General features: G+C 70.7%; 18 protein-coding genes. 10 read left to right on the forward strand and 8 right to left on the reverse strand.

Features of this window, described 5'->3' with window-relative positions; all coding sequences use genetic code 11:
• Positions 1-130: 130 nt before the first annotated feature.
• The 8 genes from metK to rpe all read left to right on the forward strand — a co-directional run bounded on the left by metK (position 131) and on the right by rpe (position 10937).
• Positions 131-1318: a methionine adenosyltransferase gene (gene metK, locus QSK17_RS06620; RefSeq protein WP_285703551.1), complete on the forward strand. Its 1188-nt coding sequence runs from the start codon at positions 131-133 to the stop codon at positions 1316-1318.
• 210 nt (positions 1319-1528) lie between these two features.
• Positions 1529-3796, forward strand: a complete 2268-nt coding sequence (locus QSK17_RS06625) for a primosomal protein N' (protein ID WP_285703719.1) — start codon at positions 1529-1531, stop codon at positions 3794-3796.
• 107 nt (positions 3797-3903) lie between these two features.
• Positions 3904-5583 (forward strand): hypothetical protein, encoded by a 1680-nt coding sequence (locus QSK17_RS06630; RefSeq protein WP_285703552.1) that lies wholly within the window; start codon positions 3904-3906, stop codon positions 5581-5583.
• Positions 5584-5775: 192 nt separating this feature from the next.
• Positions 5776-6993, forward strand: coding sequence for a hypothetical protein (locus QSK17_RS06635; RefSeq protein WP_285703553.1), 1218 nt, complete (start codon positions 5776-5778; stop codon positions 6991-6993).
• Positions 6994-7198: 205 nt separating this feature from the next.
• A complete protein-coding gene (gene def / locus QSK17_RS06640; RefSeq protein WP_285703554.1) occupies positions 7199-7747 on the forward strand; it encodes a peptide deformylase in 549 nt (182 codons plus the stop codon).
• Complete coding sequence (gene fmt, locus QSK17_RS06645) at positions 7747-8676, forward strand: methionyl-tRNA formyltransferase (protein WP_285703555.1); 930 nt, start codon at positions 7747-7749, stop codon at positions 8674-8676. The genes def and fmt overlap by 1 nt, the downstream gene beginning before the upstream one ends.
• A gap of 6 nt (positions 8677-8682) precedes the next feature.
• On the forward strand, positions 8683-10182 hold the full coding sequence (locus QSK17_RS06650) for an RsmB/NOP family class I SAM-dependent RNA methyltransferase (RefSeq protein ID WP_285703556.1): 1500 nt from the start codon (positions 8683-8685) through the stop codon (positions 10180-10182).
• Between the two features lie 86 nt (positions 10183-10268).
• Positions 10269-10937: a ribulose-phosphate 3-epimerase gene (gene rpe, locus QSK17_RS06655; RefSeq protein WP_285703557.1), complete on the forward strand. Its 669-nt coding sequence runs from the start codon at positions 10269-10271 to the stop codon at positions 10935-10937.
• Between the two features lie 68 nt (positions 10938-11005).
• Here the strand turns inward: rpe and QSK17_RS06660 are convergent, their stop codons facing one another.
• Genes QSK17_RS06660 through QSK17_RS06680 form a run of 5 tightly spaced genes read right to left on the reverse strand, consistent with a single transcriptional unit; the run spans position 11006 to position 16965 of the window.
• Positions 11006-12034 carry an ABC transporter ATP-binding protein gene (locus tag QSK17_RS06660; protein WP_285703558.1) on the reverse strand — a complete coding sequence of 343 codons (1029 nt, stop codon included), beginning with the start codon at positions 12032-12034 and terminating at the stop codon, positions 11006-11008.
• Positions 12034-13092: an ABC transporter ATP-binding protein gene (locus tag QSK17_RS06665; RefSeq protein ID WP_285703559.1), complete on the reverse strand. Its 1059-nt coding sequence runs from the start codon at positions 13090-13092 to the stop codon at positions 12034-12036. The genes QSK17_RS06660 and QSK17_RS06665 overlap by 1 nt, the downstream gene beginning before the upstream one ends.
• 10 nt (positions 13093-13102) lie before the next feature.
• A complete protein-coding gene (locus tag QSK17_RS06670) occupies positions 13103-14083 on the reverse strand; it encodes an ABC transporter permease (RefSeq protein ID WP_285703560.1) in 981 nt (326 codons plus the stop codon).
• A 57-nt stretch (positions 14084-14140) separates the two neighbouring features.
• Positions 14141-15925, reverse strand: coding sequence for an ABC transporter substrate-binding protein (locus QSK17_RS06675; RefSeq protein WP_285703561.1), 1785 nt, complete (start codon positions 15923-15925; stop codon positions 14141-14143).
• Between the two features lie 35 nt (positions 15926-15960).
• Complete coding sequence (locus tag QSK17_RS06680; protein WP_285703562.1) at positions 15961-16965, reverse strand: ABC transporter permease; 1005 nt, start codon at positions 16963-16965, stop codon at positions 15961-15963.
• A 446-nt stretch (positions 16966-17411) separates the two neighbouring features.
• Between QSK17_RS06680 and QSK17_RS06685 the strand changes: the two genes are divergently transcribed.
• Both QSK17_RS06685 and QSK17_RS06690 read left to right on the forward strand, forming a co-directional pair.
• The gene (locus tag QSK17_RS06685; protein ID WP_285703563.1) at positions 17412-18014 is read left to right on the forward strand and encodes a winged helix-turn-helix domain-containing protein; all 603 of its coding nucleotides are present in this window, start codon (positions 17412-17414) and stop codon (positions 18012-18014) included.
• A gap of 74 nt (positions 18015-18088) precedes the next feature.
• Entirely contained in the window at positions 18089-18340 is a 252-nt protein-coding gene (locus QSK17_RS06690; RefSeq protein ID WP_285703564.1) for a hypothetical protein, read from the forward strand.
• Between the two features lie 145 nt (positions 18341-18485).
• Here QSK17_RS06690 and QSK17_RS36085 read toward each other — a convergent pair whose 3' ends face one another.
• The 3 genes from QSK17_RS36085 to QSK17_RS06700 are packed head-to-tail and all read right to left on the reverse strand — an operon-like array spanning position 18486 to position 21552.
• Positions 18486-19484: an ABC transporter ATP-binding protein gene (locus QSK17_RS36085; protein ID WP_352231772.1), complete on the reverse strand. Its 999-nt coding sequence runs from the start codon at positions 19482-19484 to the stop codon at positions 18486-18488.
• On the reverse strand, positions 19481-20566 hold the full coding sequence (locus tag QSK17_RS36090; RefSeq protein ID WP_352231773.1) for an ABC transporter ATP-binding protein: 1086 nt from the start codon (positions 20564-20566) through the stop codon (positions 19481-19483). The genes QSK17_RS36085 and QSK17_RS36090 overlap by 4 nt, the downstream gene beginning before the upstream one ends.
• A complete protein-coding gene (locus QSK17_RS06700) occupies positions 20566-21552 on the reverse strand; it encodes an ABC transporter permease (RefSeq protein ID WP_285703565.1) in 987 nt (328 codons plus the stop codon). The genes QSK17_RS36090 and QSK17_RS06700 overlap by 1 nt, the downstream gene beginning before the upstream one ends.
• Between the last annotated feature and the right edge of the window lie 19 nt (positions 21553-21571).

A 21571-nucleotide genomic window follows, 5' to 3' on the forward strand; every position in this document is an offset into this window, starting at 1 on the left:
CCCCCGGATCTCGTCCGGCCACGGCCACTGGATCTTCAAAAGCGGCGGGGCTTCGCAGCTCCGTATCCGGTGCGGCTACACTCAGCGAAGCATTGTAGACGTCAGCAGCCGCTGCATGAGGAGCCACGAGTTGTCCCGTCGCCTGTTCACCTCCGAGTCGGTTACCGAAGGCCACCCGGACAAGATCGCTGACCAGATCAGTGACGCGATTCTCGACGCCATGCTCAAGGACGACCCCAAGAGCCGTGTCGCCGTCGAGACGCTGATCACCACTGGCCAGGTTCACGTCGCCGGTGAGGTGACGACGGAGACCTATGTCGACATCCCGGCCCTGATCCGGGACAAGATCCTCGAGATCGGCTACGACGCCTCCCACAAGGGCTTCGACGGTGCCTCCTGCGGCGTCTCAGTGTCCATCGGCGCGCAGTCGCCCGACATCGCGCAGGGCGTTGACGACGCTTACGAGCACCGCGAGGGCGAGGGCGTGGACGACCTCGACCGCCAGGGCGCCGGCGACCAGGGCCTCATGTTCGGCTACGCCTGCCGCGAGACCCCCGAGCTGATGCCGCTGCCGATCACGCTGGCGCACCGGATGGCCCGCCGCCTGTCCGAGGTCCGCAAGAACGGCACCATCCCCTACCTGCGTCCGGACGGCAAGACCCAGGTCACCATCGAGTACGACGGCGATCGCCCGGTGCGGCTCGACACGGTCGTCGTCTCGACCCAGCACGCTCCCGAGATCGACCTGCGCGAGATGCTCACGCCCGACATCCGCGAGCACGTCGTGGAGCCGGTGCTCGCCGACCTCGACATCGAGGTCGAGGGTTACCGGCTGCTCGTCAACCCGACCGGCCGCTTCGAGATCGGCGGCCCGATGGGCGACGCCGGCCTGACCGGCCGCAAGATCATCGTCGACACCTACGGCGGCATGGCCCGCCACGGCGGCGGCGCCTTCTCCGGCAAGGACCCGTCGAAGGTCGACCGCTCGGCCGCCTACGCCATGCGCTGGGTCGCCAAGAACGTCGTCGCGGCCGGTCTCGCCGACCGTGCCGAGGTCCAGGTGGCGTACGCCATCGGCAAGGCCCAGCCGGTGGGCGTGTTCATCGAGACCTTCGGCACCGAGAAGGTCCCGGTCGCCCAGATCCAGGAGGCCGTGCTCAAGGTCTTCGACCTGCGCCCGGCCGCGATCATCCGCGACCTCGACCTGCTGCGCCCGATCTACTCCGATACCGCCGCGTACGGTCACTTCGGCCGTGATGGCTTCTCCTGGGAGTCCACCGCCCGCGCCGACGCCCTGCGCGAGGCCGCCGGTCTCTGACACGTCAGGCGAAGCGGCACCCGTCCTCTCCGGCGGGTGCCGTTTCGCGTTCCACCGCACCTCCGTGGTTCGCCCGGCCGCTGCCTCACCCGTCGGAACCTCCTCTGCCGTGGGCTCTCCCGCCGGCCGTACGGCGGCGTCGGCGCCATCTGGTAGGACAGGGACGTGACCGTTCCGACATCGCCCGAGGGCCAGGAGGTGCTGCTCGCGATGCCGGAGCGCAGGGCGCGGTCAGCGCGCCCGTCCGACAGACCGGCCGCGAAGAAGGCGGGTCCGGCCAAGGGGGCCCCTGAGCCCGCCGGACGGTCACCGATCGCACGGGTCGTGGTCGACACCCCGCTGCCCCACTTGGACCGGCCGTTCGATTACCTGGTGCCGGCCTCCATGGACGACGCCGCCGTGCCGGGCTGCCGAGTGCGGGTCCGTTTCGCCGGGAAGCTCACGGACGGCTTCCTTCTTGAGCGGGCCGAGCACAGCGACCACGCGGGAAAGCTGGCGTTCCTCGACCGGGTGATCTCGCCCGAGCCCGTGCTGACGGCCGAGATCGCCGGTCTCGCCAGGGCGGTCGCCGACCGTTACGCCGGGACGATGTCCGACGTGCTCCGCCTCGCCGTGCCGCCGCGCCACGCCAAGGTCGAGGCCGAACCCCGGACCGACCGGCCCGGGATCGACCGGCCCGGGATCGACAGGCCCCGGACGGCCCGATCCGCTAAAGACGAATCCGCCAGTGACGCCAGTGACACCAGTGACGCCAGTGACGCCAGTGACGAATCCACCCGTGGCGAGTCCGAGGAAGCCGGGACGACCCAGGTCGCCGACACGGCGGAGGCGGCGGTGGGCGCCGATGTCCCGGAGGGCCCTCCGGCCGAGGGTCTCCACGCCGGCCCGGCTGCCGACGCGCGGGCCTGGCACGCCTATCCCACGGGCGAGTCCTTCCTTGCCGCGCTGGCGGAGGGGCGCTCGCCCCGGGCCGTCTGGTCGGCCCTGCCCGGGACCGGTGCCGACGGGCCCTCCTGGCCGGACGCCATCGCGACGGTAGTACGGGCGACGCTCGTGAGCGGGCGCGGCGTGGTCGTCGTGCTGCCGGACGGCAAGGACGTGGCACTGGCTGACCACGCGCTGGGGGACACGCCCCATGTCGCGATCACGGCGGATCTCGGACCGGCGGAACGCTATCGCCGCTGGCTCAAGGTGCTGCGCGGAGACGTGCGGGTCGCCGTCGGGACCAAGGCCGCCGCATTCGCTCCGGTGGCCGATCTCGGCCTCGTGGTCGTCTGGGACGACGGCGACGATCTCCACGCCGAGCTGCACGCGCCATACCCGCACGCCCGCGAGGTGCTGGCGCTGCGCGCCCACCAGACCGGCGCCGGCATGCTGATCGGCGGCTACGCGCGCACGGTCGAGGCCACGCAGCTCATCGCCTCTGGGTGGGCCCGGCCGCTGGTGGCCCGGCGCGAGGAGGTCAGGGCGCGCGCGCCCAAGGTCCGCCCGGCGGGTGACGACGCCGAGATGGCCCGCGACGAGGCGGCGCGCGCCGCCCGCCTGCCCAGCGCGGCGTGGCGGACGCTCAGGCGGGGACTCGACCACGGGCCGGTGCTGGTTCAGGTGCCGCGCAGGGGCTACCTCCCCGTGCTCGCCTGCCAGAACTGCCGTGCCCTCGCCCGCTGCGGTGGTGTCGCCGGTGGCGTCTGCTCGGGGCCGCTGGCCCTGCGTGCCGGCCACGCGGCGCCGTACTGCCGCTGGTGCGGGCGGATCGCGGGGGACTGGCACTGCGGCTCGTGCGGCGGGCGCAGGGTGCGGGCCGTCGTCACCGGATCCCGCCGCACCGCCGAGGAACTCGGCCGGGCGTTCCCTTCGGTCAAAGTGCGCACATCGGGCCGGGACGGGGTCCTCGCCACGGTCGGCGGGGCGCCCGCGCTGGTCGTCGCGACGCCAGGGGCGGAGCCCGTCCCCGACGGCGGATACGCGGCGGCCGTGCTGCTGGACGGCTGGGCCCTGCTCGGCCGTCCAGATCTCCGGGCCGCCGAGGAGGCCCTGCGCCGCTGGATGAACGCGGCGGCGCTGCTCCGGCCAGGGGCCGAGGTGGTGGTCCTGGCCGACTCGGCGCTCCCCGCCGTCCAGGCGCTCCTGCGATGGGATCCGGTCACGCATGCGGAGCGCGAGCTCGGGGACCGGGCGCAGCTCGGGTTCCCTCCGGTCACCCGCATGGCCACGCTGACCGGGCCGCCGTCGGCGGTCCGGGAGATGCTCGCCTCGCTGGAGCTGCCCGCCGTGGCCCAGGTCCTCGGTCCCGTACGGGTGGAGGGGGCGCGCGCGGGCGGCGACCGGGAGGAGGAGCTGGAGCGGGCCATGATCCGGGTGCCGCGCCCCCAGGGCGCGGCGCTGGCCCGAGCCCTCAAGGGTGCGAGCGGCGTGCGGTCCGCCCGCAAGGCGGCCGACCTGGTCCGGGTCCGTGTCGACCCGCTCGATCCCATGTGACGGCGGATCGTGGGCCTCGCCAGGGCGCACCCAGCGTCCCGGCCTGCGATTTCCCGCCGCTTCCTCGTCGATTCGCGATGCTGTCAGTAACCCGTTAGCGTCTCCTTGTGTCGATCGAATGGGTGAACCGCGCTGTCGACGGCCTGCGCGCGTGGGGGCGTGAAAAGGGCGTCGAGGTCGACGTCGACGAGGTGCGGCTGCTGTGCGACTACGCCAGTGACTACCTGGACGTGAACGAGCTCGGCGATTTCCGGCCGGGAACCTTCGAAGAGCTTCTGCTGGAGATCTACCCGCGCAAGGTCATCGCGCCGCCCGAGAGCGCGGGCGAGACCGTCGCGGCGGCACATACCCTCGTCGAGTTCCTCGTCGACACCGGCGAGATCGGCGCCAAGACGGCGACACGCATGCGGACCGCGCTCGACGAGATCGAGCCCGAGATGCCCGCCGCGCTCGCCGACACGAGCAAGTTCGGCATGGCCAAGAGCATCTTCAGCGCCATCAACGCCGACCCGCTCGACCTGGCCGATCCCACCGCCGTCCAGCGCGCGGTGGAGGAGTTCGACGGCCTGGACGACGACACCTGCGACTGCCCTGGCTGCGCGCCGCTCCCGGCGGTGCGGCTCGCCCCGCCGTCCGAGATCGCCAGTGCCGTACGGGACGTGCCGTTGCTGCGGGACACGCACCGGCTGGTGGCGTGGATGACCGAGGGCGGCCGGACCACCACGGTCAGGAAGGCCCTCCGGATCAGGGACGCGCGCCAGGTCACGAAGGAGCTCGGCGTGGAGCGGCCCGCGCTGGCGTGGCGGCTGGCCCTCGACCTCGGCCTCGCCCGGCTGGAGGGCACCACGGTGCTCGTCGAGGAGGGGTTCGTCCCCCTGGAGTCCCGCGACGAGGAGGACCTGCTCGATTTGTGGGCGGCGACCGTGGAGTTCCTCATCGAGGCCCCGGTCGAAATCACCGGCAACGAGGCCGTCGACGAGTCGATCTACGCGGTCCATGACCTGCTCTACCGGCTCCAGGTGCCGGTGCCGCCGGACGGCGTCGCGGAGTACCTCCGCGAACTGGCGGTGGGAGAGCGGGTGGACGGGCTCGACGAGGCGCTGGACCGGCTCGTCTACACCGGGACGGTGCATCACCTGGCCGGCGGCGTCGCGCTCACCCCGCACGGGCTGTGGGGCCTGCGCGAGCTCTACCTGGAGATCGGGCTGGAGCCGCCCATCGCGGCCGACCTCGCCGAGGGTGACGCGAGCGGGCTCATCTCGGGTCTCATCACCAGCGGCCTGCCCACGGAGGTGGCCGAGGGCGACATCGAGAGATGGCTGGCCGGGCGCACGCCCGAACAGGCGGCCGCGGAGCTGCTCGGAGCGGTCGCGGGTGCCCCGGCCGAGATGCGCGGCATCGCCGTCACCATCGTCGACCGGCTCCCCGCCGAGGCCGAGTCCGCGGTGACGCGCTGCCTCGACGATCCCGAGCTGCGGCCGCACGCCATCCACTGGCTCGCGTCCCGCGGCCTGCCGGCGCCCGTACTCACCCAGGACGAGCTGCTCTGGGTGAGCGTGGACATGCTCGCCCTCGCCTTGCCCGCCGCGCAGATCGATCCCGACGGCTTCGCCGAGAACATGGCGGCGTCGGGCCCACCTCCGCATCTGATCGAGGACATGTGGCGGGTGGAGCACCCCGACGTGGTCGAGGTGCTCGAACTGCTCGGCAACACGCTTCCGGACAAGGTCATCGCCAAGGCGGCCCGCAAGGCCGCGTTCAAGGCCCGCTCACGCGGCATCCACTGACCCACGCGCCTCCGAGTGGAGGCGCGTGGGGCGGGGAGTGCGGGGCGGCGGGCCGCCGCCCGCTCTCCTGGTGTAGATCCGGCGGAAGGTTCGCGGCGCGAACCGTCGCCTGCCTGCGCGGCTCCGCCGAGACGCCTGAGGAGCAAGCGGCGGACGGCACGGGCTTCGCCGGGTGTGGAGTAAGTTGCTGTAATGGCCGACAGCGACGCGCTCACGTTCCCGCCCGTCGACCTCGCCCCCGATGAGGAGCTGGTCCAGGCCGTGCCCACGGTTCCGCTCGTGCGCGACGCCGTACGGCTCGCGCGGTGGACCGGGGTGCGCGAGGTCACCGAGGGCGGGCTGCTGACCGAGGAGGACGCCGCGGCGGCGGTCCGCGAGCTCGGTCTGGAGGCCCGGTGGCTCCGCCTGGTGTGGATCGTCGCGGTGAACGGCCGGCTCATCGAGATCACCCGGGCCGGTGCCAAGCCCGGCCCGGCGGTGCACGACCTGCTGGAGTTCTGGGACGGCGTGGTCATGGACGTGCTGGATCGGACCGACGAGGGCCTGACCGGCTCCAGCGTGATCGACGAGCACCTGACGGAGATCCTCGCGACCATCTACTCGGTCCGTTCGGGCATGCCGGTGGCCGCCCTGGCCTCCGGCATCCTGCAGGCGCACGAGGTCGGCTGCGAGGCCCGCCCGGCAGAGCTGCGGCGCCTGCGGATGACGCTCCCGGCCGAGCTCTCCGACGCGCTGGCCCTGCTGGAGTACTGCGGGCTGATCGAGCCCTCCGCCGATCTCGTACGGCTGACGCCGCCGGGAGTGTGGGCGGTGCGGCGCGACCTCCTGAGGGAGGGGCACGACGCGCCTTCGCTGCACGAGGTGGCGGGTTTCGCCGAGCTGAGCGCGTCAGAGCTGATCGAGGCGATGCTGGCCGGCAAGGCGTCGTCGAGTGTGGCCACGCTGTGGCTGGAGCGGCGGATCCCCGAGGACGCCGCCCGCGAGCTGATCAAGATCGCCGCGTCGGGCAACGCCGCGCAGCGGGGCACCGCGGGCACGATCCTGGAGGAGCTCGGCCCGGAGGCCGAGCCCGCCGTGCGTGAAGCGCTCGGCGAGCCGCTGATGTGGCGGTACGCCGCCGCCTGGCTGGGCGTCCGCGACCTGGAGGCGCCCGCGCTGGGCGAGGGTGACGGCGCGTGGGTGGCTGTGGACACCCTGGCCGCCCTGCTCTACATCGGCGTCCAGGGCGAGTCGGTCGGCCAGATCGACATGCTGGGGGAGGACCTGCGCACGCTGATCCCCGAGATGGGGCGCGCCGATCACCCCGACTCCCTCGCCGTCCTGGAGATGCTCGGCCGTCATCACCCCGACGTGGTCATCGCCAAGGCGGCCCGCAAGACCGCCATGAAGGTCCGCTCGCGGCACGCCTGACCGCGTCCCCTGCCGTCCCCTGCCGTCCACTGCCCCGCTCGATGAGAACAGGACGGCGACGGCCTCCGGCGGTCGCGCGGGCGTGTGTGTGGGGGGCGGGGGCGCGGTCACGCGCCGTGCTCGTCTTTCGGCTCCGGTGCCGGAGGGCCGTAAACTGGGCTGATCCCTGGAACTTGACATGACCTGATGTGAACGGAGCCGTCTGTTGGCCATTCAGCCGATCCGCCTGTTCGGCGATCCGGTGCTGCGCACCCCGGCGGAGCCGGTGGTGGATTTCGACAAGGAGCTGCGCAGGCTCGTCAAGGACCTCACCGACACGATGATGGACGCGCCGGGCGCCGGGCTCGCCGCACCGCAGATCGGCGTCGGGCTGCGGGTTTTCACCTACTACGTCGACGACCAGCTCGGGCACCTGATCAACCCCGACCTCGACCTCTCCTCCGAGCTCGACGAGGAGGGTGAGGAGGGCTGCCTGTCCTTCCCGGGGCTGTCCTTCCCGACGCCTCGCGCGATCGGGGCCGTGGCCAAGGGCTTCAACATGCACGGCGAGCCCGTCGTGGTCGAGGGCACCGACCTGATGGCGCGCTGCTTCCAGCACGAGACCGACCACCTGGACGGCGTGCTGTTCATCGACCGGATGGACGTCAAGCAGCGCAAGATGGCGATGCGGGCGATCCGTGCGGCCGAGTGGAGCGGTCTGTCCGCCCCGGCCGTCAAGTTCTCTCCGCACGCGACGCGGGGGAGGGCCCTGTAGTGCGCCTCGTCTTCGCCGGCACCCCGGACACCGCGATTCCCTCGCTGCGCGCGCTGCTGGACTCGCCCCGGCATGAGGTGGCCGCCGTCGTCACCCGCCCGGACGCGCAGTCCGGCCGAGGGCGCAAGGTCCACCCGAGCCCTGTGGCGCAGCTCGCCGACGAGGCCGGCATCGAGGTGCTCAGGCCGGCGAAGGCCGGGGATCCCGACTTCCTCGCCCGGCTGCGTGAGATCGGCCCGGACTGCTGCCCCGTCGTCGCGTACGGCGCGCTGCTGCCGCAGTCCGCCCTCGACATCCCCCCGCAGGGGTGGGTCAACCTGCACTTCTCCCTGCTGCCGGCCTGGCGCGGCGCGGCGCCGGTCCAGCATGCGGTCCTGCACGGCGACGAGATCACCGGCGCGGCGACCTTCCGGATCGTCAAGGAGCTCGACGCCGGGCCCGTCTTCGGCGTGGTCACCGAGCCGGTCCGTTCCGACGACACCAGCGGCGACCTGCTCGGCCGGCTCGCCGAGTCGGGCGCCGAGCTGCTCCTCGCGACCTTGGACGGCATCGAGGACGGCACGCTGGAGGCTCGCGAGCAGCCGCAGGACGGCATCAGCCTCGCCCCGAAGATCGGCGTGGACGATGCGCGGGTGGACTGGACGGCTCCCGCCATGCGGGTGGACCGCCTGGTGCGCGCCTGCACGCCCGCTCCGGGCGCGTGGACCGAGTTCCGCGGCCAGCGGGTCAAGCTCGGCCCGGTACGGCTCGCGCCCGGCGCCGACCGGCTCGGCCCCGGAGAGGTCAGAGCCGCCAAGAACAGCGTCCTGGTGGGCACCGGGAGCCACCCGGTCGAGCTGGGCGAGGTGCAGCCGCAGGGCAAGCGCCTGATGGCGGCGGCGGAGTGGGCGCGCGGCGTGCGCGTAACCGACGAGGATCGGCTGGGCTGAGCGACCGTGAACAACGACAACCGCGGCGGCCAGAACCGCTCCGGGCAGAACCGCGCCGGAGGCGGCCCCGCCGAGCAGCGCCGCGGCGGGCAGGACAGGGCCGGGCAGGGACGAGGCGGCCCGCAGCGGCGCGGCGGCGCAGGCCAAGGCGGCCGGCGCGGCCCGGGCAGACCGGTCAGGGACGAGGCGCGCAACGCCGCCTACGACCTGATGCGCGCGGTGGACGAGCGTGACGCGTACGCCAACCTGCTGATGCCGACGCTGCTCAGGCAGCGGAAGATCACCGGCAGGGACGCCGCGCTCGCCACCGAGCTGGCGTACGGAACACTGCGCGGGCTCGGCACCTACGACGAGATCATCGCCATGTGCAGCGACCGCGCGCCCGAGGACGTGGACCCGCCGCTGCTGGACGCGATCCGGCTCGGAGTCCACCAGCTCCTGCGGACCCGCATCCCGGCGCACGCGGCGGTGAGCGCGACGATCGACCTGGTACGGCTCCGCGTCGGCGGCGGCCCCGCCCGGTACGCCAACGCCGTGCTGCGCAAGGTCGCCACCCGCACCCTGGACGAGTGGCTGCCCATCGTCGCGCCGCCGCGCGAGGACGACCCCGTGGGGAACCTGGCGGTGACCTACAGCCACCCCGGCTGGATCGTCGCGGCCCTGCGGGACGCCGTCGGAGGCGACTTCGATGAGACCGCCGCCCTCCTCGCCGCCGACAACGACCGGCCCAGGGTGGCGCTCGTGGCCCGGCCCGGCCGGTGCTCGCTGGACGAGCTCGTCGCCGCCGGGGCGGAGCCCGCCGCGTACTCGCCGTACGGCGCCTATCTGCGCGAGGGCGACCCGGGCGCGATCCCGGCGATCGGTGAGGCGCGGGCGGCCGTGCAGGACGAGGCCAGCCAGCTCGTCGCCCTCGCCCTCGCCAGGGTTCCCCTGGAGCAGGACACGCGGTGGCTCGACATGTGCGCGGGGCCGGGTGGGAAGGCCGGGCTGCTGGACGCGGTGGCCACCCAGCGGGGGGCGCGCCTGCTCGGCGCCGACGTGCAGTATCACCGCGCCAGGCTGGTGTGGCAGACCACCGCGGAAGCCAAGGTCATCGTGGCGGACGGCACCGAGCCGCCGTGGCGGCCGGGCGCCTTCGACCGGGTGATGCTGGACGCCCCGTGCACCGGGCTGGGCGCGCTGCGCCGCCGGCCCGAGGCGCGCTGGCGGCGCGACCCGCGCAGCATTCCCGAGCTCACCGCGTTGCAGCGCCGGCTGCTGGCCACCGCGCTCGACGCCGTACGGCCCGGCGGGGTGGTGGCCTACGTGACGTGCTCGCCGCATCTCGCCGAGACCCGCGCGGTGGTCGGCGACTTCACAGGGGAGGGGGCCGGGCGGGCCGAGCTCCTGGACGCCAGGGAGTACCTCCCTGAGGTCCCCGGCCTCGGCGACGGCCCGTACGCCCAGTTCTGGCCGCACCGCCACGGCACGGACGCGATGTTCCTCGCGCTGCTCCGCCGCAGGTGAGCTGAGCCGCGCGGGCGGCCGCAGCAGGTCCCGCCGAGGGGAACCGTCGGCGGGGCCAGGGCCCGTCCCAGCTAAACTCGGGCATCATGGCCGTACAGATCTCGCCCAGCATCCTGTCCGCAGACTTCGCCAGGCTCGCCGACGAGGCGACGCGGGTGGAGGGCATCGCCGACTGGCTGCACGTGGACGTCATGGACAACCACTTCGTGCCCAACCTCACCCTCGGCCTGCCCATCGTGGAGTCGCTGCTCAAGGCGACGTCGCTCCCGATCGACTGCCACCTCATGATCGAGAACCCGGACCGGTGGGCGCCGTCGTACGCGGAGGCGGGCGCGGGCAGTGTGACCATCCACGCCGAGGCGGCCAAGGCGCCGGTGCGTACGCTGCGCGCCATCCGGTCGGCGGGCGCCCGCTCGGGGTTCGCGCTGAACCCCGCGACGCCGATCGACTACTACGAGGATCTGCTGCCCGAGATCGACATGCTCCTCGTGATGACGGTCGAGCCGGGATTCGGCGGCCAGAAGTTCCTGGACGTGGTGCTGCCCAAGTTGTCCCGCGCCCGCGCCCTCATCGAGAAGCACGGCGGCGAGGTGTGGCTCCAGGTGGACGGCGGCGTCTCGGCGGAGACGATCGAGCGCTGCGCCGAGGCCGGAGCCGACGTGTTCGTGGCCGGGAGCGCGGTCTACGGGGCGCACGACGCCGCCCAGGCCGTACGCGACCTGCGGGCCCTCGCCGCCGGCGCGCAACAGGCATAGCAGCGCGGCGGGCATGCGCAGCATGAGAAAGGGCCCTGGGCGGTTGTCCGGGGCCCTTTCCCACGCGGTCAGGCGAGGGCGGGGTCGAGGACCACGTCCTCTCCGTGCGTCATGGGCGCCTCGGGGAAGTGGCAGGCGGTGAGGTGCCCCTCGCGGTTGCCCGCGATCTGGATCAGCGGTGGAGCCTCCTCGGCGCACCGCTCCTGGGCCTTCCAGCAGCGGGTGCGGAACCGGCAGCCGGTGGGCGGATTGATCGGCGAGGGCACGTCGCCCGCGAGCCGGATCCGCTGGCGCGATTCCCCGTCCACCGTGGCCTCGGGGACCGCCGACAGCAGCGCGTGCGTGTACGGGTGCCGGGGCCGCTCGTAGATCGACTCTCGGTCGCCGACCTCCACGACCTTGCCGAGGTACATGACCGCGACGCGCTGCGAGAAGTGCCGGACCACGGCGAGGTCGTGCGCGATGAACAGGAACGCGATGCCGAGGTCGCGCTGGAGCTCCTGGAGCAGGTTGATGACCTGGGCCTGGATGGACACGTCCAGCGCGGAGACCGGCTCGTCCGCGATGATCAGCTTGGGGTTCAGCGAGAGCGCCCGCGCGATGCCGATGCGCTGCCGCTGGCCGCCGGAGAACTCGTGCGGGAACCGGTTGTAGTGCTCGGGGTTGAGCCCGACGATCTCCAGCAGCTCCCTGACCCGCTTCTCGTGGCCGCCGGGCGGGTTGAGGCCGTTGATCTCCATCGGGCCGCGAATGATCGTGCCCACGGTCTGGCGGGGGTTCAGCGAGCTGTACGGATCCTGGAAGATCATCTGGATCTCGGGGCGGATCGGCTTCAGCGCGCGCCGGGAGGCGTGGCTGATGTCCCGGCCCCGGTAGAGCACCTTGCCGAAGGTCGGCTCGTACAGCCGGGCGGCCAGCCGGCCGAGCGTCGACTTGCCGCAGCCCGACTCGCCGACCAGGCCGACCGTCTCGCCCGCGCCCACCTTGAGGTCGACGCCGTCCACGGCGTGCACGTTGCCGACCTGGCGCTTGATGACGAAGCCGCCGGTCACGGGGAAGTACTTGGTGAGTCCCTTGAGCTCCAGCAGCGGTTCCATCAGCGGCCTTCCATGAGCTGGGTGTGGATCTCCTGCTTCTGCTTCAGCGTGAGGTAGCACGCGTCGCCGTGCCCGCTCTCCGGCGACAGCTCCGGCAGCTCCGCGGCGCACAGGTCGGGGCCGACCTGCTTCACGTAGTCGCATCGCGGGTGGAACCGGCAGCCCGAGGGCGGGTTGAGCAGGCTGGGAGGCGTTCCGCGTACCGGCTTGAGCGGCACGTCGACCGCCGAGCCGAGCCGCGGGGCCGAGGAGAGCAGCCCCCACGTGTACGGGTGCCGGGGCGCGCCGAGCACCTCGCGGACGGTGCCCCGCTCGGCGGCCCGCCCGGCGTACATCACCAGCACGTTGTGGGCCGCCTGGGCGACCACGCCGAGGTCGTGCGTGATCAGGATGATGGAGGTGCCCATCTGGTCCTGGAGGTCCTTGAGCAGGTCGAGGATCTGCGCCTGCACCGTCACGTCGAGCGCGGTGGTCGGCTCGTCGGCGATGACCAGCGCGGGGTCGCAGACGAGCGCCATCGCGATCATCACGCGCTGCCGCATGCCGCCGGAGAAGTGGTGCGGGTAGTCGTCCACCCGGACCTTGGCGTTGGGGATGCCCACCCGGTCGAGCATCTCGATCGCCCGGTCGCGCGCCTCGCGCTTGCTCGCGCCCTTGTGCTTGCGGTAGACCTCGCCGATCTGGCGGCCCACGGTGTGGAACGGCGACAGCGCGGTCAGCGGGTCCTGGAAGATCATGGCGATGCGGTTGCCGCGCAGCCGCTCCAGGGTGGTACGGCTCGCGCCGACCAGCTCCCGGTCCTCGAACCAGATCTCGCCGCCGATCTCGGCGTGCTCGCTGTTGTGCAGCCCGAGGATCGCCAGGTTGGTCACGGACTTGCCGGAGCCGGACTCGCCGACGATGCCGAGCGTCGTGCCCTTCTCGACCTCGAAGGAGAGCCCGTCGACCGCCTTGACGGTCCCGTCCTCGGTCGAGAAGGAGACGTGCAGGTCCTGGACGGACAGGAAGGAGTCGCCCCGGCGGCCCGGGCCTGTCTCGGTGAGCGTGACGGCGGTCAAGCTATGGCTCCTAGCTGAGGCGGACGCGCGGGTCGATGACGGCGTAGAGCGCGTCCACGATGACGTTGAGTACGACGATCGCGGTGGCGGCGAGCAGGACGGTGGCCATCAGCATGGGCAGGTCGCTGTTGAGGACCGACTGGATCGACAGGCGGCCGATGCCCTGGAGGCTGAACGTCGTCTCGGTGATGATCGCGCCGCCGATGAGACCGGCGAGGTCGATACCGAAGATCGTCACGATGGGTGTGAGCGTGCCGCGCAGCGCGAACCGCATCACCACCGTGCGCGCGGACAGGCCCTTCGCCCGTGCCGTACGGACGTAGTCCTCGCCGAGCTGCTCGACCATGGTCGAGCGGGTCATACGGGTGTAGTTGGCGGTGAAGATGATCGCCAGGACGACCCACGGCAGCATCAGGCCGTATGCCCAGCCGATGGGGTCCTCGGTGATCGGTACGTAGCGCGGCCGTTCGATGACCTGCCACTGGAAGACGAGGAAGTACATGGCGAGGGTGCCGACGAAGTAGATCTGCACCGAGGCGCCGATCAGCGACGAGACGCTGGCGATCTTGTCGAGGGGCTTGCCCTGCTTCAGCGCGGCGATGATGCCGGTGCCGATGCCGAAGATCAGGAAGACGATCGCCGAGCCGATGGTCAGCGAGAGCGTCACGGGCAACCGGTCGACGATCGTGTTGAAGACCGGCTCCCGGTTCACGAACGAATAGCCCAGGCAGGGTGCCGGGCAGTGCCCCAGCCCTTCGTAGTCGCGGCCGGCGAAGATCCCGAAGACCCACTCGACGAACTGGACGAAGATCGGCTGGTCCAGGCCGAGGTTGTGCCTGGCCTGGGCGAGCGTCTCCGGCGGGCAGACCCTGCCGCAGGCCAGCCGGGCAGGGTCGCCGGGCACGGCGAAGAAGAGGAAGAACGTCACGGCGGCGACGATCAGCAGGATGAACGCCGCGCCGAGACTTCTACGAGTCAGGAAACGAAGCACTGGAGCTCCTGTGCGGTGCTCCGGGGCGCCCCGTGAGGAGCGCCCCGGAGGCGTGGGTTACTGCTTCACGAAGATGGTGTTCGGGGAGACGACCCAGCTGATCGGGTCGATCTCGGCGCCGCCGATCTGCGAGCCGTGCAGGATCTGGCCGATGTTGTTCAGGTCGACGACCACCGGCGTGACCGTCTCCATGATGGTCTTGTCCAGCGCGCCCCAGGCCTTGTTGGCCTCGTTGGCGTCACTCAGGCCCTCGATGCGCTTGATCTCCGCCGTGATGGCCGGGTCCTTCAGGTGGGAGATGTTCTGCCCGCCGTCGACGACCGGACCGAAGATCACCGGGAAGACCGTGGCCGCGGTGGGCCAGTCGGCGCCCCAGCCACCCCAGTAGATGTCGAACTCGTTCTTCACCGTGGTGACCGAGTCGTACCAGGTCTTGGTGTTGAGCGGCTTGGCGACGACCTTGATGCCGGCCTTCTCGAGGGCGGTCTTGATCGCGACGGTCGCGCGCTCCTGCGTGGGCGTCTGGTTGTAGGCGTACACCAGGGTCGGCGTCGGGTTGCTCGACTGGGCGAGCAGCTCCTTGGCCTTCTCGATGTCACCCTCCGGCTTGGCCTTCTTGCCGAAGAGGTCGTAGTCCTCGAAGCCCGACACGGTCGGGTTGAGGATCGTGGTGGCGATCACTGAGGCGGCCGGGCCACCCGTGATCTGCTGGATCTGCTTGGTCGGCCACGCATAGTTGACGGCCTGGCGGATCTTGATGTCCGTCACGCGGTCGAGGTTGAAGTAGTAGTAGTTCGCGTACGGCGACGACTGCACCATCAGGCGCGGCTTCAGGTTGGGGTCGGTCAGCACCTGCTGCATCCGCTCGGGCGCGACGTGGCTGTAGAAGCTGAAGGTCTTCTTGTCGTCACCCGCGTCGGCGATGAACCGGTCGGTGACCTGGAGGGACTGGTAGCCGAACTCCAGGTGCCACTTGTCCGGGTAGGCGCCGCGGATCGGGTCGCTGGCCGCGTCCCAGTTCGGGTTGCGCTCCAGCTCCATCGTCTTGTCCGTGACGTGGCCGGCGATGATGTAGGGACCGCTGGAGAAGGGCTCCTTGTCGTACTTCTCCTTGGTGTCCTTCGCCTTCGGCACGATGCCGTACGTCGTCATCGCCAGCGCGTAGTTGGCGTCGGCGTGCGGCTCCTTGAACTTGAAGACGATGGTCTTGTCGTCGGGAGTCTCGATGTTGTCGAGGTGCTTGCCGTCGTAGGGGCCCTTGTAGGCCTTCTTGTAGTCCTCCTTCGTCAGCCACTGCTGGACGTAGGGGGCGCCCTCGGTGCTGTAGGAGGCGAAGAGGCGCTCGATGGACCACTTCACGTCCGCAGAGGTGATCGGGCTGCCGTCCTGCCACTTCACGCCGTCCTTCAGCGTGAACGTCCAGGTCTTGCCGCCGTCGGACACCTCGCCGGTGTCGGTGGCGAGGTCGCCGACCAGCTGGAACTCGTTCTTCGCGATCCGCTTGTAGCCGGTGAGCTGGCGGGCGTACAGCAGGGCGAAGGTGGAGTCGACGTTGACGTAGATGCGGCCCGGGTCGAGGTGGGCGTAGTCGTCGCGGTCGATCATGGTGATCGTGCCGCCCTTGACGACGCCCTCCGGCTCGATCGCGGGACCCTTGGAGTCGTCGGCCGTGCCGATGGTGACCTTCGGGGCCGAATCGGCGGACGGTCCCTGGGTCGAGGCGGCGCTGGGCCCGGCGTTGTCGGCGGGAGCCCCGCCGCCTCCGCCCTTGGCGCAGGCGCCGGTGAGGGCCAGGACGCCTACGGCGAGAACGGCCACTGTCGACCGCTTTCGGATGGACATATCGCTCCAATCTGGGGGATCTGCGGCGGAGATGGTCAGCGTCTGATCTTCGGGTCGAAGGCGTCGCGGACGGAGTCGCCGAGCAGGTTGAAGGCGACCACGAAGATCAGCAGGGCGATGCCGGGGAACATCAGGTAGGTGATGTCGTCGGTGTAGACCTCGGTCCCGCGCAGGAACATGCGCCCCCAGTCGGGGGTCGGCTCGATCATGCCGACGCCCAGGAAGGACAGTGCGGCCTCGGAGGTGACGAGGGCCGGCAGCAGCAGCGTCGACTGGATCAGGATCGGGGTCCACAGGTTGGGCAGCAGTTCCTTGAAGACGATCCGCGCGGGGGAGGCGCCGGTGACCCTGGCCGCCTCGACGAACTCCCGCTCGCGCAGGGACAGGACGTTGCCGCGCAGCAGGCGCGCCAGTCCGGCCCAGCCGAAGACCGTCAGGAAGATGATCAGCGCCGTTGCGCGCAGCCAGACCGGCGTCTCCTCCTCGGGCTTGACCATGAGGTTCTCCAGCACCGGCATGAACGCGATGATGAAGAGCGTCGAGGGGAACGACAGCAGGACGTCGATCACACGGCCGATGAAGTAGTCGGTCCTGCCGCCCACGTAGCCGGCGACGATGCCGACCACGATGCCGATGAGCGTCGTGGCGATCGTGGCCGCCAGCGCGATCAGCAGTGAGGTGCGGATGCCGTACACGAGCTGCATGAAGACGTCGCGACCGAGTCCGGGCTCGATGCCGAACCAGAACTCCGAGCTCATGCCGCCGTTGGGCAGGAGCGGGAAGCCGAAGTCGTTCAGCAGGCCCGGCCGGTCCTGGCCGTACGTCGTGTAGGGGTCTTTGCCGTACAGCGTGGAGATCAGCGGAGCGGCGACGGCGACCAGGATGAAGAACAGGACGATGACCGCCGAGATCATGCCCGTCGGATCCCGGCGGAAGCGCCGCCACATCAGCTGGCCGGGGGACCGTCCGACCAGCTCTCCGCCGGATGCGGCGGGTGCCGTGGCCACGGGCGGATCGGTGGTCTCTGAAGGGATCGTCATCGTGCAGGTGCTCCCGGGAGCGACATTAAAGATCGGGAGTAATCCCGACTTGAGGGAACCTTCGCAAGTTATTTTCCGTAGGTCAATGCGAGGGTCGCCACCATCGATTTTTTGCCTACTTCGTGCTCCAAAGTAAATCAGCTTGTGTCCCGGAAAACCGTTGACCTGGGCCGATGCGCGGGGCGATCATGTCCGTACGCGTATCAATTTGTGTCACGATGTTGTGACGCAATCAGGACGCAATTGCGGCACGGGTGGCCGGAGCGACCTTTCCATTGAAAGGTCACATTTTGTTACTGCATGGCATTTCGGACATCCATCTTTCTGGTCGAAATCGTCTGCCGAGAGTTCGCGGCGTCGCGACGCCGCCCCCGCTTGCCGCGCCCCTCCGTGTCGATGCCAAAGAAGTGTTTGACACCTCAGATCGTCAAAGATAGCTTTGGCATATGCGAGTCACCGATCCTCGCGCCATGCGGGCGATGGCGCACCCCCTGCGACTGGACCTGCTCGACCTCCTGAGCCGCGTCGGACCCGCCACGGCGGCGAGCTGCGCGCGGCACCTGGGCACCAGTCAGGCGTCCTGTTCCTTCCATCTGCGTCAGCTCGCCAAGTACGGCTTCGTGGCCGAGGCCCCCTCGTCGACCGACCAGCGGGAGCGGCCGTGGAAGATCGTCGATGTCGAGCAGCAGTTTTCCTCGGGCAGCCCGGCGGCGGCCGAGTTCGAGCGGGTCTTCATCGAACGTGAGGCCGTCCGCATGCTGGAGTGGATCGAAGGCCGCAAGCATGCCCCGGAAGAGTGGCGAAAGGCCGGATTCTCCACCACCGTCACGGCTCCCATGACGGCCGAGGAGCTCGACGAACTGGGCGACGCGTTCAGGAAGCTCCTGGAGCCGTACGCCGACCGGATCGCCGGGCGCGCTCCGGCCCCGGAGGGCGCGCGTTTCGTCCGGATCCTGACGAACGGGTCTCCGCTTCCCTCCACCGCCGACACCCCGGAGAAGGACGATCCGGGGAAGGACGGCCCCGAGAAGGACGCCGAGACGGAGTGACCGACGACACCGCCGCGCGGGCATAGCGCGCCGAGCCGCGGCGGCCCCGTATCCGACCCCCCGATCGAAAGCAGATGAGCACGATGGACGACATGCTGAAGGCCGCCGAGATAGGGCTGGCCGACATCAACCGAGCCCACGCCGAACTCGCCGCGGAGACCGACCTGCGCCGCCGCCTCCGCGCCGCACGGAGCGTCCGTGCGGGCGACGACGGCGACCGGAAGGCGGCGCGCCTTCTCGAGGGCGTGCGCCACCGGCTGGCCGTCGCCATGCGCGACCTGGCCGACGGCATCGACCCCCTGCCGCGCCCGATGTGCGAGCCCTGACGCTCGGCGGCGTTGTCCGGGTGCGGTCCGGGTGCGGTCCGGTCACCGGCTCCGTGCCGGGAACCGCTCGCCGCCCTCGCCGAGCGCGGACGGAACGGGCCCCCGGCCGGGGGGAAGCGGCCGGGGGCCCGAGATCGGCGGACGGCTAGCCGACGGCCGTGCTGATCTCGGCGAAGTGGCAGGCCACGTGGTGGCCGTCGCCGCGGTCGGTCAGCGGGGGTTCCTCGTTGATGCAGATGCTCTGCGCCTTCCAGCAGCGGGTGCGGAACCGGCAGCCGCTCGGCGGGTCGATGGGGCTCGGCACGTCACCGGTGAGGATGATCCGCTCCCTGCGCCGCTCGACCGCCGGATCGGCCACGGGGGCGGCCGAGAGGAGGGCCTGGGCGTAGGGATGCATCGGTCGCTCGTAGAGATCGTCACGGGAGGCGGTCTCCACGATCTTGCCCAGGTACATCACCGCGACCCGGTCGGAGATGTGCCGGACCACCGACAGGTCGTGCGCGATGAACACGTACGCGAGGCCGAGGCTGTCCTGCAGGTCCTCGAGCAGGTTCACCACGCCGGCCTGGACCGAGACGTCCAGCGCGGAGACCGGCTCGTCGAGGATCAGCAGCTTCGGCTCCAACGCCAGCGCCCGGGCGATGCCGACGCGCTGGCGCTGGCCGCCGGAGAACTCGTGCGGGTAGCGGTTGCCGTGCTCGGGGCTCAGCCCGACCATGCGGAGCAGCTCGGCGACCTTCTCCGGCCCCGTGGACCTCCACAGGCCGTGGACCTTGAGCGGCTCGGCGATGATGTCGTTGACCGGCATCGTCGGGTTGAGCGACGCGTAGGGGTCCTGGAAGACGATCTGGACGTCCCGCCGTACAGCCTGCATCTGCCGGGCGGTCATCGTGGTCAGTTCCTTGCCGTCGAACCGCACGGAGCCCGAGGTGGGCCGGTGCAGCTGCAGGATGGCCCGGCCCGTCGTGGACTTGCCGCAGCCGGACTCGCCGACGACTCCGAGCGTCTCGCCCGTGTCCACGTGCAGGGAGACGCCGCTGACGGCCTGGACGTGGCCGACGACCCGGCGGATGAGGCCGGTCCCCCTGACGGGGAAGCGCATCACCAGGTCGTTGACCTCCAACAGGGGCGTGTTCTCGGTCATGAGGTCTCGCTGTTCGTGCGGAAGAACGCGGTCGGGTCTGTGACGTCGGCCAGTCGTGACCAGTGATGGCAGGCGGCCTGCTGCGTGCCGCTGCCGGTCTCCTCCATGGCCGGCTCCGCCGTACGGCACCGGTCGTCGGCGAGCGGGCAGCGCGGGGAGAACGGACAGCCCGGCGGCAGGTTGATCAACGAGGGCGGCGTGCCCTTGATCGGCTGCAGCCGCTCGCCGGAGACGGCCGCGGACGGGATCGACCCGAGCAGGCCCACGGTGTACGGCATGCGGGGCCGGGTGAAGACCTGGTCGACCTCGCCGATCTCCACCGGCTTACCGGCGTACATCACCAGGACGCGGTGGGCCATTCCGGCGATGACCCCCAGATCGTGCGTGATGAGCACGATCGCGGCGTCCACCGCGTCCTTGACCTCCAGCAGCTTCTCCAGGATCTGGGCCTGGACGGTCACGTCGAGGGCCGTGGTCGGCTCGTCGGCGATGATCACATCCGGGTTGTTGATGATCGCCATGGCGATCATCGCGCGCTGCCGCATGCCGCCGGAGAACTCGTGCGGGTAGCTGCGCAGCCGGGCCTCGGCCTGGGGGATGCCCACCAGGTCGAGCATCTCCTTGGCGCGGGCCAGCGCGTCCTTGCGCGGGATCAGCTCATGGGCCAGCACCGCCTCGGCGAGCTGGTCGCCGATGGTGTGCACCGGGTTGAGCGCGGTCATCGGGTCCTGGAACACCATCGCGATCTTGCGTCCGCGCAGCCCGCGGCGCTTGCGCTCGCTCATGGTCAGGACGTCCTCGCCCCGGTAGCGGATGCTGCCGCTGATCCTGGCGCTCTTGGGCAGCAGGCCCATGACCGCCATCGACGAGACCGACTTGCCGGAGCCGGACTCGCCGACGATGCCGAGCACCTCGCGCTCGCGCACCGTGTAGGACACCCCGCGTACGGCCTGCACGAGGCCGTCGTCGGTGGGGAAGGAGACCTGGAGGTTCTCGACCTTCAGGATCTCGGTCTCGCCCGGGCGCCTGGAATCCGACAGGCGCCTGCCGATGTGGACACCCTGCGGGTTGGTGGTCGTCATCAGTTGCGCACCCGGTTCTGTCGAGGATCGAAGGCGTCGCGCAGGCCGTCGCCGATGAAGTTGACCGACAGCGCGATGGCGATGATGAAGATGCCGGGCCACCAGAAGAGCCACGGCCGGGTCACCATGGCGCTGCGGTAGGTCTCGATGAGCTGTCCAAGCGAGGTGTCCGGGGGCTTGACACCGAATCCGATGAACGACAGCGCCGTCTCCAGCAGGATGCCGGAGGAGACCGCGAGCGTCGCGCTCACGATGATCACGCCGAGCGTGTTGGGCAGGATGTGCTTGAAGATGATCCGCTTGGCGGACGTGCCCACGGCCTGCGCCGCCTCCACGAACTCCTTCTCCCGCAGCGACAGGAACTGGCCGCGTACCAGGCGGGCGACGCTGGTCCAGGTGATGACGCCGAGCATCAGGGCCAGGAAGTAGGGGCCGAGGTTGCCCGCCATCTGGCCGACCACGGCGCCGATGATGAGGACCGGAATGGTGATCATCACGTCCGTGAGCCGCATCAGCACCGACTCGACCCAGCCGCGGAAATAGCCGGCCAGGGCGCCGATGACGGTGCCCACGACGGTGGAGACGAGGCCGATGGTCAGCGCCACGATGATCGAGATCTGCGCGCCGCGCATGGTGAGCGCGAAGTAGTCCTTGCCCAGGTTGTCCTGGCCGAACGGGTGCTCGCCGAGGTGGATGCCCGAGCCGCCGAGGAACTCGGGGATCACGCTGAGCGTGGGGCGTCCGCGGTCCAGGAGGGTTCCGCTGCCGGTCCACGGCTTGTCCCACCAGCCCGGGATCGGCCCGAAGCCGATCGAGGAGAAGGCGAGGACGAAGACGAAGACGAAGAGGACCAGGCCGAACAGCGCGCCCTTGTGCCGGAAGAACCTGCGGGTGACGAGCTGGCGCTGGGTGCGGGCGGTGACGGTCATGCCCTGCGTGCCGACGTTGGGCTCGGCGGGCTCGACCTGCTCTGTGTTCAGTGTCATGGAATGTGTCTCCGCTCCG

Origin of the sequence: Microtetraspora sp. NBRC 16547, assembly GCF_030268965.1 — a bacterium.
Lineage (GTDB): Bacteria > Actinomycetota > Actinomycetes > Streptosporangiales > Streptosporangiaceae > Microtetraspora.

Bases quoted from the DNA above. Each gene is read 5' to 3' on its own strand.
- QSK17_RS06635 (WP_285703553.1), top strand. From the start codon at position 5,776: ATGGCCGACAGCGACGCGCTCACGTTCCCGCCCGTCGACCTCGCCCCC.
- QSK17_RS06700 (WP_285703565.1), bottom strand. From the start codon at position 21,552: ATGACACTGAACACAGAGCAGGTCGAGCCCGCCGAGCCCAACGTCGGC.
- QSK17_RS06660 (WP_285703558.1), bottom strand. From the start codon at position 12,034: ATGGAACCGCTGCTGGAGCTCAAGGGACTCACCAAGTACTTCCCCGTG.
- rpe (WP_285703557.1), top strand. From the start codon at position 10,269: ATGGCCGTACAGATCTCGCCCAGCATCCTGTCCGCAGACTTCGCCAGG.
- QSK17_RS06675 (WP_285703561.1), bottom strand. From the start codon at position 15,925: ATGTCCATCCGAAAGCGGTCGACAGTGGCCGTTCTCGCCGTAGGCGTC.
- QSK17_RS36090 (WP_352231773.1), bottom strand. From the start codon at position 20,566: ATGACGACCACCAACCCGCAGGGTGTCCACATCGGCAGGCGCCTGTCG.
- QSK17_RS06680 (WP_285703562.1), bottom strand. From the start codon at position 16,965: ATGACGATCCCTTCAGAGACCACCGATCCGCCCGTGGCCACGGCACCC.
- QSK17_RS36085 (WP_352231772.1), bottom strand. From the start codon at position 19,484: ATGACCGAGAACACGCCCCTGTTGGAGGTCAACGACCTGGTGATGCGC.
- QSK17_RS06685 (WP_285703563.1), top strand. From the start codon at position 17,412: ATGCGAGTCACCGATCCTCGCGCCATGCGGGCGATGGCGCACCCCCTG.
- QSK17_RS06690 (WP_285703564.1), top strand. From the start codon at position 18,089: ATGAGCACGATGGACGACATGCTGAAGGCCGCCGAGATAGGGCTGGCC.
- QSK17_RS06625 (WP_285703719.1), top strand. From the start codon at position 1,529: ATGCCGGAGCGCAGGGCGCGGTCAGCGCGCCCGTCCGACAGACCGGCC.